Origin of the sequence: Paucilactobacillus nenjiangensis (assembly GCF_008632615.1) — a bacterium.
Lineage (GTDB): Bacteria > Bacillota > Bacilli > Lactobacillales > Lactobacillaceae > Paucilactobacillus > Paucilactobacillus nenjiangensis.
Genome location: NZ_CP043939.1, coordinates 336,949 through 352,408, shown reverse-complemented (window position 1 = coordinate 352,408; position 15,460 = coordinate 336,949). Strand labels below are relative to the sequence as shown.

General features: G+C 38.2%; 16 protein-coding genes and 1 pseudogene. 9 read left to right on the top strand and 8 right to left on the bottom strand.

Translation table 11 applies throughout. The features are described from left to right. Positions 1 to 215: 215 nt before the first annotated feature. Complete coding sequence (zwf, locus tag F0161_RS01795) at positions 216 to 1,694, top strand: glucose-6-phosphate dehydrogenase (protein WP_137601888.1); 1,479 nt, start codon at positions 216 to 218, stop codon at positions 1,692 to 1,694. Between the two features lie 84 nt (positions 1,695 to 1,778). Here the strand turns inward: zwf and F0161_RS01790 are convergent. Both F0161_RS01790 and F0161_RS01785 read right to left on the bottom strand, forming a co-directional pair. Then, positions 1,779 to 3,539, bottom strand: a pseudogene (locus F0161_RS01790) (ABC transporter ATP-binding protein). A gap of 48 nt (positions 3,540 to 3,587) precedes the next feature. Then, entirely contained in the window at positions 3,588 to 4,202 is a 615-nt protein-coding gene (locus tag F0161_RS01785) for a MarR family winged helix-turn-helix transcriptional regulator (RefSeq protein WP_150203410.1), read from the bottom strand. Between the two features lie 161 nt (positions 4,203 to 4,363). On the opposite strand from F0161_RS01785, the gene F0161_RS01780 reads away from it, so the two are divergent. The 3 genes from F0161_RS01780 to F0161_RS01770 all read left to right on the top strand — a co-directional run bounded on the left by F0161_RS01780 (position 4,364) and on the right by F0161_RS01770 (position 7,523). Continuing rightward, positions 4,364 to 5,050 carry a DUF554 domain-containing protein gene (locus F0161_RS01780; protein ID WP_150203408.1) on the top strand — a complete coding sequence of 229 codons (687 nt, stop codon included), beginning with the start codon at positions 4,364 to 4,366 and terminating at the stop codon, positions 5,048 to 5,050. A gap of 135 nt (positions 5,051 to 5,185) precedes the next feature. Next, positions 5,186 to 6,616: an NADP-dependent phosphogluconate dehydrogenase gene (gene gndA, locus F0161_RS01775; protein ID WP_137601882.1), complete on the top strand. Its 1,431-nt coding sequence runs from the start codon at positions 5,186 to 5,188 to the stop codon at positions 6,614 to 6,616. Positions 6,617 to 6,731: 115 nt separating this feature from the next. Then, a complete protein-coding gene (locus F0161_RS01770; RefSeq protein ID WP_150203406.1) occupies positions 6,732 to 7,523 on the top strand; it encodes an Lreu_0056 family protein in 792 nt (263 codons plus the stop codon). A 104-nt stretch (positions 7,524 to 7,627) separates the two neighbouring features. On the opposite strand, the gene F0161_RS11670 is transcribed toward F0161_RS01770, so the two are convergent. Beyond that, positions 7,628 to 7,918: a transposase gene (locus tag F0161_RS11670; RefSeq protein WP_190318894.1), complete on the bottom strand. Its 291-nt coding sequence runs from the start codon at positions 7,916 to 7,918 to the stop codon at positions 7,628 to 7,630. Between F0161_RS11670 and F0161_RS01760 the strand changes: the two genes are divergently transcribed. Both F0161_RS01760 and F0161_RS01755 read left to right on the top strand, forming a co-directional pair. Continuing rightward, the gene (locus F0161_RS01760) at positions 7,907 to 8,194 is read left to right on the top strand and encodes a transposase (protein WP_003688751.1); all 288 of its coding nucleotides are present in this window, start codon (positions 7,907 to 7,909) and stop codon (positions 8,192 to 8,194) included. The two genes, F0161_RS11670 and F0161_RS01760, sit on opposite strands and share 12 nt — an antisense overlap. Beyond that, a complete protein-coding gene (locus tag F0161_RS01755; protein WP_274235354.1) occupies positions 8,170 to 9,096 on the top strand; it encodes an IS3 family transposase in 927 nt (308 codons plus the stop codon). The genes F0161_RS01760 and F0161_RS01755 overlap by 25 nt, the downstream gene beginning before the upstream one ends. On the opposite strand, the gene F0161_RS01750 is transcribed toward F0161_RS01755, so the two are convergent. From F0161_RS01750 to F0161_RS01730, 5 genes are all read right to left on the bottom strand, one after another. Beyond that, positions 9,082 to 10,266 carry an ISL3 family transposase gene (locus tag F0161_RS01750; RefSeq protein WP_150203404.1) on the bottom strand — a complete coding sequence of 395 codons (1,185 nt, stop codon included), beginning with the start codon at positions 10,264 to 10,266 and terminating at the stop codon, positions 9,082 to 9,084. The two genes, F0161_RS01755 and F0161_RS01750, sit on opposite strands and share 15 nt — an antisense overlap. A gap of 235 nt (positions 10,267 to 10,501) precedes the next feature. After that, on the bottom strand, positions 10,502 to 11,029 hold the full coding sequence (locus F0161_RS01745) for a GNAT family N-acetyltransferase (RefSeq protein ID WP_225420292.1): 528 nt from the start codon (positions 11,027 to 11,029) through the stop codon (positions 10,502 to 10,504). A gap of 153 nt (positions 11,030 to 11,182) precedes the next feature. Next, positions 11,183 to 11,647 carry a universal stress protein gene (locus tag F0161_RS01740; RefSeq protein ID WP_137601878.1) on the bottom strand — a complete coding sequence of 155 codons (465 nt, stop codon included), beginning with the start codon at positions 11,645 to 11,647 and terminating at the stop codon, positions 11,183 to 11,185. An 84-nt stretch (positions 11,648 to 11,731) separates the two neighbouring features. After that, positions 11,732 to 12,373: an SDR family oxidoreductase gene (locus F0161_RS01735; RefSeq protein ID WP_150203401.1), complete on the bottom strand. Its 642-nt coding sequence runs from the start codon at positions 12,371 to 12,373 to the stop codon at positions 11,732 to 11,734. A 52-nt stretch (positions 12,374 to 12,425) separates the two neighbouring features. Beyond that, the gene (locus tag F0161_RS01730; protein WP_150203400.1) at positions 12,426 to 12,932 is read right to left on the bottom strand and encodes a MarR family transcriptional regulator; all 507 of its coding nucleotides are present in this window, start codon (positions 12,930 to 12,932) and stop codon (positions 12,426 to 12,428) included. 241 nt (positions 12,933 to 13,173) lie between these two features. On the opposite strand from F0161_RS01730, the gene F0161_RS01725 reads away from it, so the two are divergent. The 3 genes from F0161_RS01725 (at position 13,174) to F0161_RS01715 (ending at position 15,417) form a co-directional block, all read left to right on the top strand. Then, entirely contained in the window at positions 13,174 to 13,902 is a 729-nt protein-coding gene (locus F0161_RS01725; RefSeq protein WP_150203398.1) for a gamma-glutamyl-gamma-aminobutyrate hydrolase family protein, read from the top strand. 53 nt (positions 13,903 to 13,955) lie between these two features. Then, complete coding sequence (locus tag F0161_RS01720; protein ID WP_150203396.1) at positions 13,956 to 14,408, top strand: Lrp/AsnC family transcriptional regulator; 453 nt, start codon at positions 13,956 to 13,958, stop codon at positions 14,406 to 14,408. 121 nt (positions 14,409 to 14,529) lie between these two features. Continuing rightward, positions 14,530 to 15,417 (top strand): metal ABC transporter solute-binding protein, encoded by an 888-nt coding sequence (locus F0161_RS01715; protein ID WP_137601873.1) that lies wholly within the window; start codon positions 14,530 to 14,532, stop codon positions 15,415 to 15,417. Positions 15,418 to 15,460 lie beyond the last annotated feature (43 nt).

The following is a 15,460-nucleotide window of genomic DNA, read 5'->3' as shown; positions in this document are numbered from 1 at the left end:
ATGAACAATATATACCAATTTAACAACATTCAAGACAAACTGTTTTAAGAGTAGCCTGCTTTAATCAGTCCAATTGAATGTTTTTTTGGTTTGTGCTAATATTATTGAAATCGTTTTATTTTTTGGGCGTGCACATTGATTTAAGAGAGTATATAATCAATATGTTAACAAAATTTGTCTATTTGAAGCAGGCATAAAACTGAAGGAGTGGCATTTTGACAAAAGAGAATATTGCAGTTTTCACATTTTTCGGAGCAACAGGTGATCTTGCTAAGAGAAAACTTTATCCATCACTTTTTAAGTTATACCAAAAAGGATATTTGAAAGAACGCTTTGGTGTTCTTGGAACTTCCCGTGCCGACTGGTCAACCGACCAATTCAAGGATGTCGTTAAAGAATCTATTAGCGGCCTTGAAAGTTCAGCAGAAGAAGCTGACAAGTTCGCAAGCCATTTTGAATACGTGGCTCATGACGTTACTGATCAACCACACTATTCTGTTCTACTTGACGCTATTAAAGAACTTGACGAACGATTTGATGCACAAGGAAACCGTGTCTTCTACCTTTCAATGGCACCTAACTTCTTTGGCGAAATCGCATTAAATATTAAATCACAAGGTTTGATTTCTGATAATGGTTACAACCGTTTGGTTATTGAAAAGCCATTTGGTCGTGATTACAAATCAGCTAAGAAGCTTAACGATGAATTAACTTTAACCTTTGATGAAGATCAAATCTTCCGAATTGATCACTATCTTGGAAAAGAAATGATTCAAAATATCGAAGCTCTACGCTTTGGTAACACAATTATTGAATCACTCTGGAACAACCGTTATATTGACAACGTCCAAATCACATTAAGTGAAAGTCTTGGTGTTGAAGAACGTGCCTCATATTACGATACTTCTGGCGCTCTTCGTGACATGGTTCAAAACCATATCATGCAAATAATCAGCCAATTAGCTATGGAACAACCAGTTGCCTTTACAGACGCTGATGTTCGAGTTGAAAAGGTGAAGGCTTTACGTAGTTTACGTGTTTACTCAGCTGTTGAAGCAGCTGGTAACTTTGTTCGTGGTCAATATGCTGCCGGTGACGAAGGCGTTGATTACCGTGATGAAGATGGCGTTCCTGAAGGTTCAAACAACGAAACATTCGTTGCTGGTAAGTTGTTATTTGATAACTACCGCTGGTCAGGCGTTCCATTCTATATCCGTACAGGTAAAAAATTGGCTGACAAGTTCACTCGTATCGATGTTGTCTTCAAGAAGCCACTCATTGACATCTTTGCATTCCCACAACAATCAGACGCTACTTTATCAGCTAACGTCTTAACAATTTACGTTGAACCTAAGAACGGATTTGCTTTGACTGTTAATGCTAAGAGTGCCGGACAAGGATTTGAAACGGAACCCGTTAAGTTGGACTTCTATCAAGATGAAAAATCTGAAAAAGATGTTCCAGAACCATACGAACGTTTGATGCACGATGCAATGGAAGGTAACAGTACTAACTTTGCTTCATGGTCAGAAGTTGCCTATGCATGGAAGTTTGTCGATGTTATTCGTCGTCTTTGGGATATTGAAGAACCACACTTCCCTAACTATCTTCCTGGATCAATGGGTCCAAAAGCCTCTGATGAATTGCTCGAACGCGACGGTCGTTCATGGGTTTATAAATTAGATAACAAATAAATAGCTGTAACGCAAAATGGAGTTCGTCATATTGACGAGCTCCATTTTTTCGATAACTTTTTGAATCAGTGACTATTTCTTTTCTTAGTTCACAACTTGTTCACTAACATATTCTGCATACAGTGGGTGCGTGTTGATCATTTCTGAATGTGTGCCATGCCCCGTCACGTGACCATGTTCAATAAAGTAAATTTGATCTGCATCTACTATAGTTGAGAGACGGTGTGCAATTACCAACGTTGTGCGGCCTTGCATCAGGTGGTCTAGCGCTTGTTGAACTTTTTCTTCAGACTGTGAATCCAAGCTAGCTGTTGCCTCATCCAACATCAATATCTTCGGATCACGTAAGAACGCACGGGCGATGGCAATTCGTTGCTTTTGTCCACCGGAAAGTTTGACTCCTCGCTCTCCAATTTATGTGGCTAGTTGTTCAGGGAAGTCTTTGACAAACTGATCTGCATACGCTAATTCGAGCCCATGCCATAATTCATCATCAGTCAACTCGTGGTTCAGTCCATACTGTAAATTATCTTTAATCGTGCCCGCAAAAACGGCGCTATCTTGAGACACAAAGCCAATTTGTGAACGCCAATTAGCAATATCAATTTGTGAAATATCTTGGTCGCCGATTTTAATTTGACCGGCACTGGGATTGTAGAACCGCTCTAGCATCGCAAAGATGGTCGATTTTCCACCTCCACTAGGTCCAGCAAATGCAATCACAGTATTCGGCGCTGCTTTAAAGGAAACTTCGTGCAAAACAATGTTTTCACCATCATAACTAAAAGTTAGGTTGTCGGCCGTAATCGTTTTGCCAGTTACGTCCAAAGTTGCGTCAGCGTTGGTATTCGATTCTACTGGCGTATCTAACATCTCTTGAATCCGTTCAGTCGACCCCATTGCTTTCGTCACTTGGGCAAAAAAGGTCGCAAATGTGGCCACCGGTGCAATAATATTAAACAAATAAATCAGGAAGGCGACTAAATCACCACTAGTTAATGTACCGGCTTGCACACGAACAGCGCCGTATCCCAAAACCCCAACAAACAATACCAACATCGCTGTCATCATGATTGGTTGCAGAACTGCTTCGACTTTGGCATCTTTAATTCCTAATTTGAAAATACTATCAATTAGTTTTCGACCGCTAGTGCGTTCGTATTGTTCACCATTACTCGATTTAATTAACCGAATCTCAGAAAGCTTTTCACTCACATCGGCATTGAATCCAGCTGTAGCCTTTTGTAACTGCCGTCCGATTCGAGACATAACCCTACCGACCGGGAACATGATTAAGGCAAAAATGGTAACCGCACTAAACATAATGGCCGCCATCTTCCAGTCCATTAATACCAAAATCACCATTGATCCGAGTAACTGGATGGCGCCAGTGATAAAACTAGGAAATTGCGAGGTGACTAAATCCTTAATCACGCTCGTATCATTAACTACTCGGGAACTACTCTCACCAGATTTATGATCATCGAAATAACCAACTGGTAACCGCAACAAATGGGCCCACAACTTTTCCCGTAAAGTTTTAACCGCCGTTTCTCCGACGTATCGTAGAAGAAAACCTCCAATAGTACCAAATCCGAGTTGGGCAGCAAATGCCAAAACTAAAATAACAATCATACCTGTATTGATATGCGATAAACCGCTTGAATTAACTAAGCTTTTGGTTAATTGTGGCACGATTAAACTGGCTCCAATGGTCACTAAACTCAACAACAATCCTAAAATAAATAATCATTTTTTAGGGTTAATACTATTAATTAACTTCAAAAAATCTCTTAACTTAAATGTACCTTTTGCTTTTGGTAAATCTTCAAATTCACGATTCATAATCTAATCCTATGCTTCTGGTAGTCCTCACCAGACGTTCTTTCTTAATTATCTATCTCGACGATCATTTTCTTCATGCATTCGTTGGTGAAAATCTCTAAACCGTTTCTCAAAGACATCTTGAAACCCGTGTCGAGACATTTTATGTGGCATTTCACCGTTTTTAAACCATTCTTCACGCATTTCTTGCATGGCCTTCAGTCGATCCATTGGATCAACAAATTTAGCCGAATTGGCTCGAAATTCTGGTGACCATCCCGCTATGATACGACCAATAGTTTCACCTAATTGAACTTTCTGTTGATCATCTAAACCAGCCAAAAAAGCATCACTGGAGCTTAAACTAGCGAGTTGTTTTAAATCTTCAGCTTTGATCCGTCCCTGTTCGGTCAATTGAATATGCTTCACTCGCTTATCTTGTTCATCTTCAACACGGACAATATCCCGATTGGTTTCCATTTTCTTTAGTAGCTCCGCTAATGAACTTGGCCTCAAATCCAATATCTCCGCTAAATAACTTTGGGTTAAATCACTTTCCTCAAGAACGACGACTAGCACCCGGTCTTGTCCGGTTAATTTTTGATTTTTTTGACTCATAAACACTGAACTAGCGGTCCCAATAAACCTTAACTGTTTCATCAAATCATCTGAAAGAGATGACATAAAATCACTTCCTAAATTATTTTAGTTCGGTACCGAACTTTATTACGAATTGAATTCTAGTTCGGTACCGAACTATTTGTCAACGATTTTTATCAAAATAAATTTTATTTCGCTTTTTAGACCGCCTTTAGCTATAATATGACAAGGAGGACGGTGAAATAATGATTGTTCTCGGTTCAATCGTCAATGCCGTTGCAGTCATGGTCGGCGGTAGCATTGGCGTTGTCTTTAAAAAGGGGATTCCAGAGCGTGTCAAAACGATTATGATGCAAAGTATTGGCGTGTGCGTCTTATATGTCGGAATTTCTGGCTCTTTAAAGGGTCACAATACAATTTACATAGTCATTTCAATGGTTATCGGTGCTATTATTGGTGAGCTCATTGATTTTGACAAGCACTTCAACTACATAGGTAAGAAAGCTCAAAATTTATTTAAAGTCGGTCCCAACTCGTCTTTTGCAGAAGGATTTGTAACCTCATCCCTTTTCATTTGTGTTGGTGCGATGGCGATTGTCGGTTCGTTACAAAGCGGACTGACCGGATCAAATTCAACTCTAATGACCAAATCAGTCATTGATGGCATTTTTTGCCTCATCATGGCGTCCACTTTGGGACTCGGAGTTGCGTTCGCTGGTGTGACGGTGTTTATCTACGAAGCAGCTATTACACTTTTAGCTCATCAGATTGCCGGTTTTTTCACGAGTGTTGTTATCGATGAGGTGACCTGCGTTGGTTCGTTGTTGATTCTAATCATCGGACTAAATATGTTAAAACTGACTAATATCAAAGTCGCTAATTTACTTTTAGCCCCTTTTATTCCAATATTCTTATATAAGTTTTTTAGTTAAAAATTTACAAATACTTTGTTTATTTAAGTATTTGTGAATTTTTGCACTTTTTTATTGCTTTCAGTTTTAGTATCTCCGCAATCGTGTTAATATATGTATTGTAACCAGTTACTAATTTTTGAAGGAGAGTGTCAAATGTCTAACAAACAAGCACAAATTGGCGTTGTCGGTCTTGCCGTTATGGGTAAGAACCTTGCTTTAAATATTGAAAGTCGCGGTTTTACAGTCGGTGTTTATAACCGTTCTCGTTCAAAAACAGATGATATGATGAAAGATCATTCAGAAAAGAATCTTGTTCCTAGCTACACAGTTCAAGAATTCGTCGATTCACTTGAAAAACCTCGTCGTATTTTGATGATGGTTAAAGCTGGTGGACCTACTGATGCTGTCATTGATGAATTATTGCCTCTTCTTGACGAACATGACGTCTTGATTGATGGTGGTAACACAAACTTCCACGATACGATTGCTCGTAACAAGAAGCTTGATGAATCTGGAATTAACTTTATTGGTATGGGTGTATCTGGTGGTGAATTGGGTGCCTTACAAGGTCCTTCACTAATGCCAGGTGGCCAAAAAGAAGCTTATGATTTAGTTGAACCAATCTTGACACAAATTGCTGCCAAAGCTAAAGATGGCAAGCCTTGTGTTACTTATATTGGTGCTAATGGTGCCGGTCACTATGTAAAAATGGTGCATAACGGTATCGAATATGGTGATGAACAATTAATTGATGAAAGTTTTGATATTCTTCGTCGTGTCGGTGGAGTTTCAGTTGATGAATTAGCTGATATCTTCAAAGAATGGAACGAAGGCGAACTTGAAAGTTACTTGATTGAAATTACTGCTGATATCCTTACTCGTAAAGATGATATTGGTGATGACAAGAACTTACCAATCGTTGATGCTATCTTGGACCGTGGTGCTAACAAAGGTACTGGTAAATGGTCTTCAGAAGATGCATTAGCTATCGGTGTTCCTCAATCAGTTATTACTGAATCAGTTTATGCTCGTTACATCTCAATGATGAAAGACGAACGTGTTGCTGCAAGTAAAGAACTTGTTGGACCAACTTCAAAACCTGATTTTGACAAAAAAGAATTGATTGAAAAAGTTCGTCAAGCTCTCTTCTTTGGTAAAATCATGAGTTACGCTCAAGGTTTCGAACAATTACGTTTTGCTTCAGAAGAATACGATTGGAACCTTCACTTTGGTGAATTAGCTCAAATCTGGCGCGAAGGCTGTATCATTCGTGCACAATTCCTCCAAAGCATCACTGATGCCTTTGACAAGGATCCTAAGTTGACTAACCTCTTATTAGACAGCTACTTCAAAGATATTGCTGCTCGTTACCAAGATTCAATTCGTGACGTAGTTGCACTTGCCGTTCAATCAGGTGTTCCAGTTCCTAGTCTTAGTGCTGCTGTTACTTACTACGATTCATATCGTTCAGAAGTGTTACCTGCTAACCTTCTTCAAGCTCAACGTGATTACTTCGGTGCTCACACATACGAACGTACTGACCGTCCTGGTAACTTCCACTACACATGGTACGAAGAACAATAAAAATTCATTTGCAATCCTAAAAGCAATCCACTTGGATTGCTTTTTTTGGTACCTCAAAGCCTGAAAGCATGATAAAATAAGCTTGAGTTTATAAAAAATATTGGGGGAGTATTTTATGAAAAAATTTATTGTCGGTATCATCGCATTTTTAAGTGTCATGACACTCAGCCTTGTTACAAACATTTCGTCAGTTAACGCTAGTCCAAAGGTAACAACCAAAAGTAATTACGTGCTGTATCAGGATGGAAAAACAAAATTAAAATTGAGTTATGACAAAATCGCTGTCATGGCAATGTCAAATTCAACTCAAGAAATCAGCACCCTTCCTTGGGAAACAAACAGTCTTGGCACAACCAGTCAATTAAAAGAAATAAACATGAAAAAGCCAGAAGTACTTGATCCTGATCCATGGGCCAGCAACAATAAAACTGGTTATCAAGCCGGCTTAGTTCAACTCACTGCAGGTACTCGGTCCCAACAGTATTATGTCAAGGTCAATGGAGATAACGTGACCCTCTTGATTCAATACGCCCAAAATGACGCAGTGCCTAAAACAATGCCACTCTCTGATTTAGTCAACAATTTCTATTCCACTTCAGAACAAAAACAAAACATTAATTCAATCACAAATAAGATTGTCAAAAAATCAACTAGCAAGTTGCGGCAAGTAAGTTACGTTGAAGCTTCAACACTCTTGCAAAAAGCCGGTATTACAAATGTTAATTTTGCAAACAGTATTGAACCGCCTGCTACTGGTAGTGAAACCAAGAATGCCGGTTATAAAATGGTTGTCACCAATGATAATACTTACACGTTGACTCCAAAGAAAAACAACCAAGTAAAAATCGTTGCCAAGACTGGAACTCCATTTACTGGTAACAAACAAGTCGTTACAATTGATCGTTAATTTGGCTCTTTGTCAAATAGCGTGAAAAACAATAATCGCTGATGAAAAGCTCATGAATACAAGTGTAATATCAATCTCAATTGATGATTGGTATTGCACTTTTTTCATACTTTAAAAGTTAAAAACTGCTGTTTTAAAACAAACTTGTTATGCAACTGAATCCTAATTCTATAAAAGTAATTCATTGAATTGGCATAGCCGTAGGCAGTTCTACCAATTTGTTTGATTCTTCTATTTGTGCCCTCTAATCGGCCGTTAGACGCATTATTTTCGAATGCTGCTTTAATTCCCTTGATATACTTTGGGCCTAGAATAAAAAGTGTACAAGTTAAATAGAGACTCTGATTTAGTATAATTAAGGAAGTAAATTGGAGGATCAAATAATGACGAAGCACAGTTATGACAAGGAATTTAAGGAACAGGCCGTTCAGTATTACTTAGATAACAAGGATCACATGACCATGAATGAAATAAGTAAGAATCTAGGTATTGGGGCTAGTACATTACATAAATGGATTAAGCTGTTTACTGAGACTGGGGAGTTTGGCCGTGGCTCTGGTAATTTTGCCAGCGATAAGGACAAGGAGATTGCACGACTAAAGCGTCAACTTCGTGACGCTGAAGGAGCAATCGAAGTGTTAAAAAAATCAATCGGGATTCTGAGCAAGTAACTACCGAAAAGGTATACCAAGAAATGGACGTTCAGCACGCTTTGGAATCCCACCCTTCCATCAATGGTATGTGTGATTATGTTGGAATATCAAGAAGTGGTTACTATCAACGAGAAAAGCGTCATAATCACCAATCACCGCGAAAGCTTCGGAAGAAGTTTATTCAAGGTGAAATTAAAGCAATTTGGCTCAAAAGCCTTTGTATTTACGGTGCCGGCAAAATCACCCAAGAACTTCGCTCAAAAGGATATAAGATCGCTGAACGAACTGTTGGTAAGTATATGCGTGAACTTGGCATTCACGCCGTTTACCTAACCCCTTGGACGACTACCACTCGCAATTCTAAGTTTGATAAACAGCTAATAAATATTTTAGACGAGCAGTTCAATCCATTGCGACCAAACGCCGTTTGGTGCATTGACACCACTTATATTCCAGTTCATGACGGATTCGTTTATTTAACCAGTATTATGGACTTGTACTCCCGACGGATCATTGGTTGGGACTTATCTGAAACCTTGGAGGTATCGAATGTCATCCCACTTATTGAAAAGACTAAGCACAGTCGCCATATTAGCAAGCCATTAATCATGCACAGTGATCGTGGTAGTCAGTTTACGTCTGAAGCTTACAATCAAGTTACAGCTAACATGACATTAAGCTATTCAAAGAAAGCTTATCCTTGGGATAATGCCTGCATTGAGTCGTTTCATGCCTTGATTAAGCGTGAATGGATAAATCGGTTTAAAATCCATTCATACTCCGAAGCTAAACGACTAGTTTTTCAGTACATTGAAACGTTTTACAACACAGTTAGAATTCACAGTCACTGTGGATTCAAATCACCAAAGCAACTTGAAGATGAGTATCAAACTCAAATTCAAAATTTAGTCGTGGCATAGGACAAAAAAGTCTCTATTTAAATTGTCTATTTTATTGACAGGGGACCACTTTTTATATGTTTTAATTACAGTATCCATTTCAGTTTTGTTATTTTTATAATTATTAATGAGTAGTTCTAATGGCGTGAAAGTATGATTAAATCGAGCGTCTAAAACACTTTGATAAACATCATACACTGTTTTAAAGTTCGGAAAGTCTTTAAAAACTAGTTGTAATGCATCTTGAGGATACATATATTCATTTACACCACGAAACCACTTCGTGTTTGAGGTATCGATGTTACGTTCGGCTTTTAAGAAAAATTTCCAGTTTGATTTTAATAATTTGTAAACGCGATTATGATTCTTGTCGCTGAGTTCCCGTTGTATTTTGATTCTTTCAGATTGAACAGCTTTCATAGCTAATTGAACAATATGAAATCGATCGACTACAATAATAGCGTTAGGAAATAGTTCACGTATGGGTGCTTGGTACCCAGCATTCATGTCCATAACAACAATTTCTACTTTTTGCCGGTTTTTTAATGAGAATTGTGATAAATATTGCCTAATTGATTTATTATCACGCTGAGGGTAAATTTCGATAAATTCACTGGTATTTCCGTTAAGTATTTCAAATCCAAAATGACCTTTTCGATATTTTACTTCGTCGATACAAACTACGTTTGGTAATTGTTGTGTTGTATCAGTTACGTAGTCCGAAGCGGATGCAGAAATAATTACATGTACTTTAGATGTTGATAATCTAGTAATATGAGCAATTAATTTTTCACTAATATCTTGTTTTGCCAAGTCAAATATTTGTTTCCAAAGAGGCTTAGTTATCTTTGAATTTTCAATAAAATCAGGTGATATTGAAGTACATGTACCGTAGCAATTTAAACATTGAAATCTTTGCTTGGTTAAGGTTAATTCTTGTTTGAACCCATTTGTAGAAGGTAATGATAGTCGGACTTCGTCGGTACCGTTATGATAGTAATTGCTTTCCATCGGAAAGCCACAGTATGGGCATCTTTCAGGGAACCTTGATAGTTCCCCGTATAGCATCAGCGTATCATCATGTTTATCATTATGAATTGTATGATTAAATTCTCCATTCTCATCAATCAAAAATTTAATTGATTTATCTGTTAATCCTGCAGATCTTAGTATAGAATTATTTATGGACATTAGTTTTACCTACTTTCATTTTGGTTTGCCGATTAAAGTGTAACACTAGGTATAAACTAGTGTCTTTTTTTTCGGATTTTTAGAATGTACATAAAAAAGCGTAGAGGTTGTTAACCTTCCACGCTAAAAAGTATAGAGCCGTTAATTTAACATACAAAATGGCCTCCCAACTTGAACAGTTGGGAGGCCACTATTAATTTATAGATTAAGTTATATTAGGTTATCAATAGTCAATTTAGACAAGCATTTCAGTATCACTGTCAACTTGCATATGACGATATTGATGATCACCAATCATGATTTTACTTTCTTCCACGAATCCTAATCTACGATACAGTTTCTCTGCTTTCGGATTGGCCAAATCCACGTTTAATCCTAACGTGTCATATTCCAAATCATTAGCATGAGCGGCCATTTCATCAATCAACTTCGTCGCAACTCCATATCCACGATAATTTTCATCAACTGCGAGTGAATCCAAATAGAATTCATCCTCAGCCGCTTCCTGGTCCGTGAATAAGTCAGCGTCTTTGATTGACGGAATCTTCTGTGCAACATCTAAGAAAACACGATTTACTGCGTCCTCATTAGTATTTGGATAGCCAAAAGCTACCCCAATTACATTGTCATTTTCAACCGCCACCAATGTTGTGGCCACAATATCTAAGATAGAACGGTGTTTAAAAGATTGCTGGATGAGCCGTTGCGGGTCCTCATCTGGAATAGATTCAAATTCTTCTAATTCCATTTCGTCATAAATCATGGACAACAACGGCACGATCTGTTCAGCATCATCCGGTTCGGCATTTCTGATTAAAATAAATATCCCTCCTAATATACAAACCATTCTCCATGATATGCACAAAAAAAGCAAGTAACTAGTTCGGCGAAACGCCTTCGTTACTTGCTAAATACTTTATTCTTCAGTATCCATCGGTGTCCGAACAACCAAAACATCGGCTGCCGCATTACGATTAACAAACGAAGTAACTGAACCCATCAATGCTCTTTGAACAGTTGAAAGCCCACTAGCTCCCATCATAATTAAATCGACTTGATGATCTTGTGGAAAGTCATATGAAATAACAGTCTTCGGATTGCCTAATCGAATATGAATATCGACATCCGTAAAGCTATCAGTGGTGCGTAAGTGATCGACCAATGATCCAAGATAATCTTTAGCTTCACCAACCAATTGATATGTGATACTTCCATCTGACATTCCCGCATAGTTATACGTTACTGAACGAGTATCCAACACATTGAGTAAATCAATATGTGCATGATTCCGTTTTGCAACAGCAACAGCCTTTTCCAAAGCCAACTTTGCATTTTTCGAACCGTCCATTGGAACTAAGATATTCTGATAAACTTGATCCATAATAACTCATCCCTTCACAACTAACTTTAGTATGTTCATTGTAACATTTTTCACGCAATTACAATAATTATATCCTGAGTTATTTTACAATTCATTGATAGCATCATGAATTGATTGTGAACCTTCAATCACATTAAAGACAATCTGACTTGATCTGGAATTATGCAATGTTTCTACAATCACAGATGCAACGTCAGTGCGCGCAATTTTGCCAGCATCCCCTTCACCAATCGAGACTGCCACCTTGCCAGTGCCCTCATCATTGGTCAAGGCTCCAGGACGAATAATTGTATAGTTTAACTCTGTATCATTTTTAAGCCATTCATCGGCATAATACTTGGCCACATAATATGGACGCATGCCGTCTGACCACTTCTCAGGATTTTCAGCATACAGTGCACTAACTAACACAAAACGCTTAACTCCGGCCAGTTCGGCTGCTTTCATACTCTTTACAGCGCCATCCAAATCAATCAATAGCGTTTTATCTGCGCCAGTGCTGCCTCCGGAACCTGCTGCAAAGACAACCGCATCGATACCAACCATTGACTTGGCTAAAGTTTCAAATGGATCTTCCAAGTTAAAAGCAATGGGTGTAATTTTACTAGCAGCGGCAATTTGTGATGTATCTCGCACTGCAGCAAGGACTTCATCATTTTCATTAGCGAGCTTTTGAATTAAAATTTGGCCGATTTGACCATGTGATCCGATTACTAATGTTTTCATATCATTCACCTCGTGGTTCGATTATAAAGCTTAGTGTACTTGATGTGAAATATTACTTCTTAGTGTTCTCGTTAGCTGCTCGGCCAGCAAAATATGTCTCTTCTTTAGAGATGACTTGCGTCGAGAAATCATCAATAAACTGCAACACGTCTGACAATCTGTTAGCACCGAAAATCTTGATCCAGTCATGGGCACGATCCAAGCCGGCTTCCAGTAATTTTCCTTCTATTTCGTCGCCTTCTGTAGTTAATTGTAAAATTTTACGACGACGATCATTACTATCAACTTGTTGTACGACAAAACCTTTATCCATTAAACTACCGATTTGTCGTGAAATTGCTGACCGTGAAACACGGTGACGTGATGCAATATCCATCAGCGTCAAATCTGACGTTGACTCCTTAATTTCGTGCATAATCAAATATTGATCAAACGAAATTTTATACTCGCTCGCTGGTGCTGAAATAAAGTCTTGTAGATACTTTAATGAAAATAAGTATGACTTGATAAATGCATCAAAATACTTTTTTTCTTCATTATATTTCTTTGTTTCACTCATAATTCTTCCTCCTCAAAATAGTACTGCTTAAATACCTTGCCTCTATTTTGCCTAAAATGATTGCAATAATCAACCTTTTTGGATATTTATTGTCCATAATACGACGTATTTGTAGAATTGTCTCGAAACTTAAGATTATTAATGGCTGCACATTGACAAGTGTTTTATTTTAGCTTAAAATTCATTCAATCTTAATGAAAAACGACTTAATAAAATTAACCCAATTTGGAGGCCTTACATATTGAAACCTAGAATTGCGCTACCAGCTGATACATTTACAGAAGCTACCAATATTATTAACGAACGTAACGCTGCCTTTGCACCCGATCCCGCAATTCAAGCCGTCACTAAATCTGGTGGAATCCCCGTGATTTTACCATCGATTAAAGCGGCTGACGCCTCGGCCTATCTGGACTTATTCGATGGCTTATTATTACTGGGCGGTTTTGACGTGGATCCAACGTTTTATAATGAAGAACCACATTATGATTTAGGCACCACTTTCCGCAAACGCGATTTATTTGAAATTGCTTTAATCAAAGCGGCGGTCGAGGCTGGTAAACCAGTTTTCGGGATTTGCCGTGGCTTACAAGTATTGAACGTGGCATTAGGTGGCACGCTTTATCAGGATTTATCTGAAAATCCTCAAGCCAAACTCAAGCATAGTCAATTGGCGCCAGGTAATTTACCATCGCATCATATTAACGTGAAAAACGATACCCTATTACATTCATTAATCCAGGAACGGAGTTATGTTAATTCACGTCACCATCAGGCAATTCATCATCTAGCTCCTGGACTACACGTTGTGGCGCAAGCCGATGACGGCGTGATTGAAGCTGTTGAATCCAAAGACTCTAACCAAATTTTAGGGGTGCAATGGCATCCAGAAAATATGTTCAAGCATAACGAGGAATCACAAGTACTATTTGCCGATTTCATTGAAAGAAGCATTGCTGTTCAAAAGTAATGCATGGAACTGGTAATCATTTATTTTAGGCATAAGAGGGAGAGTGTACAATCATGGACCAAATCGATCGTAGAATTATTAGCATCTTACAAAAGAACGCGCGCACATCGTTAAAGACATTGTCCGAAAGCTGTTTTATTTCGTCACCAGCCATTGCTGCTCGAATCACTCGTCTAGAAAAAAGCGGAGTCATTGCAAATTATCAGACAACTGTTGATTATCAAAAACTCGATTATCATGTTAAAGCTTTCATTCGGGTCCAGTTAAATCCTAACCAGAAAAAAGAATTTTATCCCTACGTGGCCTCGATCCCCAATATTTTAGAATGTAATTGTGTCACTGGTGATTATTCGGAACTACTCGAAGTGGTCTTTGAAAGTACCGAAGCACTTGATAGCTTCGTCAATGACCTCCAACAATTTGGTAAAACAAGTACCCAAATTGTTTTCTCAACTAGTGTAGAACGTCGCGGTTTAGATTTAGACGCGGAAGTCGAGGCTCAATAATGACTTGAAAACATATGAAAACTTTTCATATGTTTTTTTATTTGGCTATTTACAATAGTAATCTGGTTCTGTATAGTTAAATAGTAATTATTACTATTTATAAACTGAAAGGATCCAATTCATGTCTATTCATAAATCTTTTTTTATTCCCATCTTAGCTATTTTTGCTCTCAGTTTAGTTTTAACCGGTTGTTCAAATTCAACCAAATCATCCAGTAACAAAATTTCAATTGTTGCTAGCACCAATTTTTATGGCGAAGTTGCCAAAAAAGTGGTCGGTGACAAAGGAACCGTCACCTCAGTCATCAAAAACTCTGCCACTGATCCCCACGATTATGAAGCGACCACTGCCACCGCAAAAAAAGTTAGTAAAGCCAACTTCATCATTGCTAATGGCCTCGGCTACGATTCATGGCTGTCAAAATTAGCCAAAAATTCTGACGGAAAGCTAATTAGTGTTGGTGAAGATGTCATGAATCTTAAATCCGGCGACAATCCACATATCTGGTACAACCCAACCATGATGGCCAAATTAGCCAATCAATTAGCGGCTGATTTAGGAAAGAAATATCCCAAAAATAAAGCTTATTTTGAAGCAAATGCCCAGAAATACATTAAGTCTTTACAACCAATTCAAGATAAAATCGACGCTATCAAGGCTACCAACACTAGTAACACTTCTGTTTACGTCAGTGAACCAGTCTTCGACTATGCTTTGTCTGCTCTAGGCTACAACGTCACCAACAAAGATTTTGAGAACGCCATCGAAAAAGACGCCGATCCTTCACCAAAATCGATTAAAGCTATGCAGGCTGGAATAAAGAATAAATCAATTCGCTTCTTTGTAGATAACAAACAAGTTTCCAGCAATACCGTTTCTAACATGACTAAATTGGCCAAGCAAAACAATATCCCTGTATTAAAGGTCACCGAAACTATCCCCAATGGCATGACCTATAAAGAATGGATGCTGTCACAATACAATGATTTAGAAAAATTACTTAAATAGAATCGAGTAGGAGGCAGTTGATTAGTTCAGCTACCGACCTCTC

Coding starts and splice junctions, on each gene's coding strand:
- F0161_RS01785 (WP_150203410.1), bottom strand. CDS start 4,202: ATGTCATCTCTTTCAGATGATTTGATGAAACAGTTAAGGTTTATTGGG.
- F0161_RS01780 (WP_150203408.1), top strand. CDS start 4,364: ATGATTGTTCTCGGTTCAATCGTCAATGCCGTTGCAGTCATGGTCGGC.
- gndA (WP_137601882.1), top strand. CDS start 5,186: ATGTCTAACAAACAAGCACAAATTGGCGTTGTCGGTCTTGCCGTTATG.
- F0161_RS01770 (WP_150203406.1), top strand. CDS start 6,732: ATGAAAAAATTTATTGTCGGTATCATCGCATTTTTAAGTGTCATGACA.
- F0161_RS01760 (WP_003688751.1), top strand. CDS start 7,907: ATGACGAAGCACAGTTATGACAAGGAATTTAAGGAACAGGCCGTTCAG.
- F0161_RS01750 (WP_150203404.1), bottom strand. CDS start 10,266: ATGTCCATAAATAATTCTATACTAAGATCTGCAGGATTAACAGATAAA.
- F0161_RS01745 (WP_225420292.1), bottom strand. CDS start 11,029: ATGATTTATGACGAAATGGAATTAGAAGAATTTGAATCTATTCCAGAT.
- F0161_RS01740 (WP_137601878.1), bottom strand. CDS start 11,647: ATGGATCAAGTTTATCAGAATATCTTAGTTCCAATGGACGGTTCGAAA.
- F0161_RS01735 (WP_150203401.1), bottom strand. CDS start 12,373: ATGAAAACATTAGTAATCGGATCACATGGTCAAATCGGCCAAATTTTA.
- F0161_RS01730 (WP_150203400.1), bottom strand. CDS start 12,932: ATGAGTGAAACAAAGAAATATAATGAAGAAAAAAAGTATTTTGATGCA.
- F0161_RS01720 (WP_150203396.1), top strand. CDS start 13,956: ATGGACCAAATCGATCGTAGAATTATTAGCATCTTACAAAAGAACGCG.
- F0161_RS01715 (WP_137601873.1), top strand. CDS start 14,530: ATGTCTATTCATAAATCTTTTTTTATTCCCATCTTAGCTATTTTTGCT.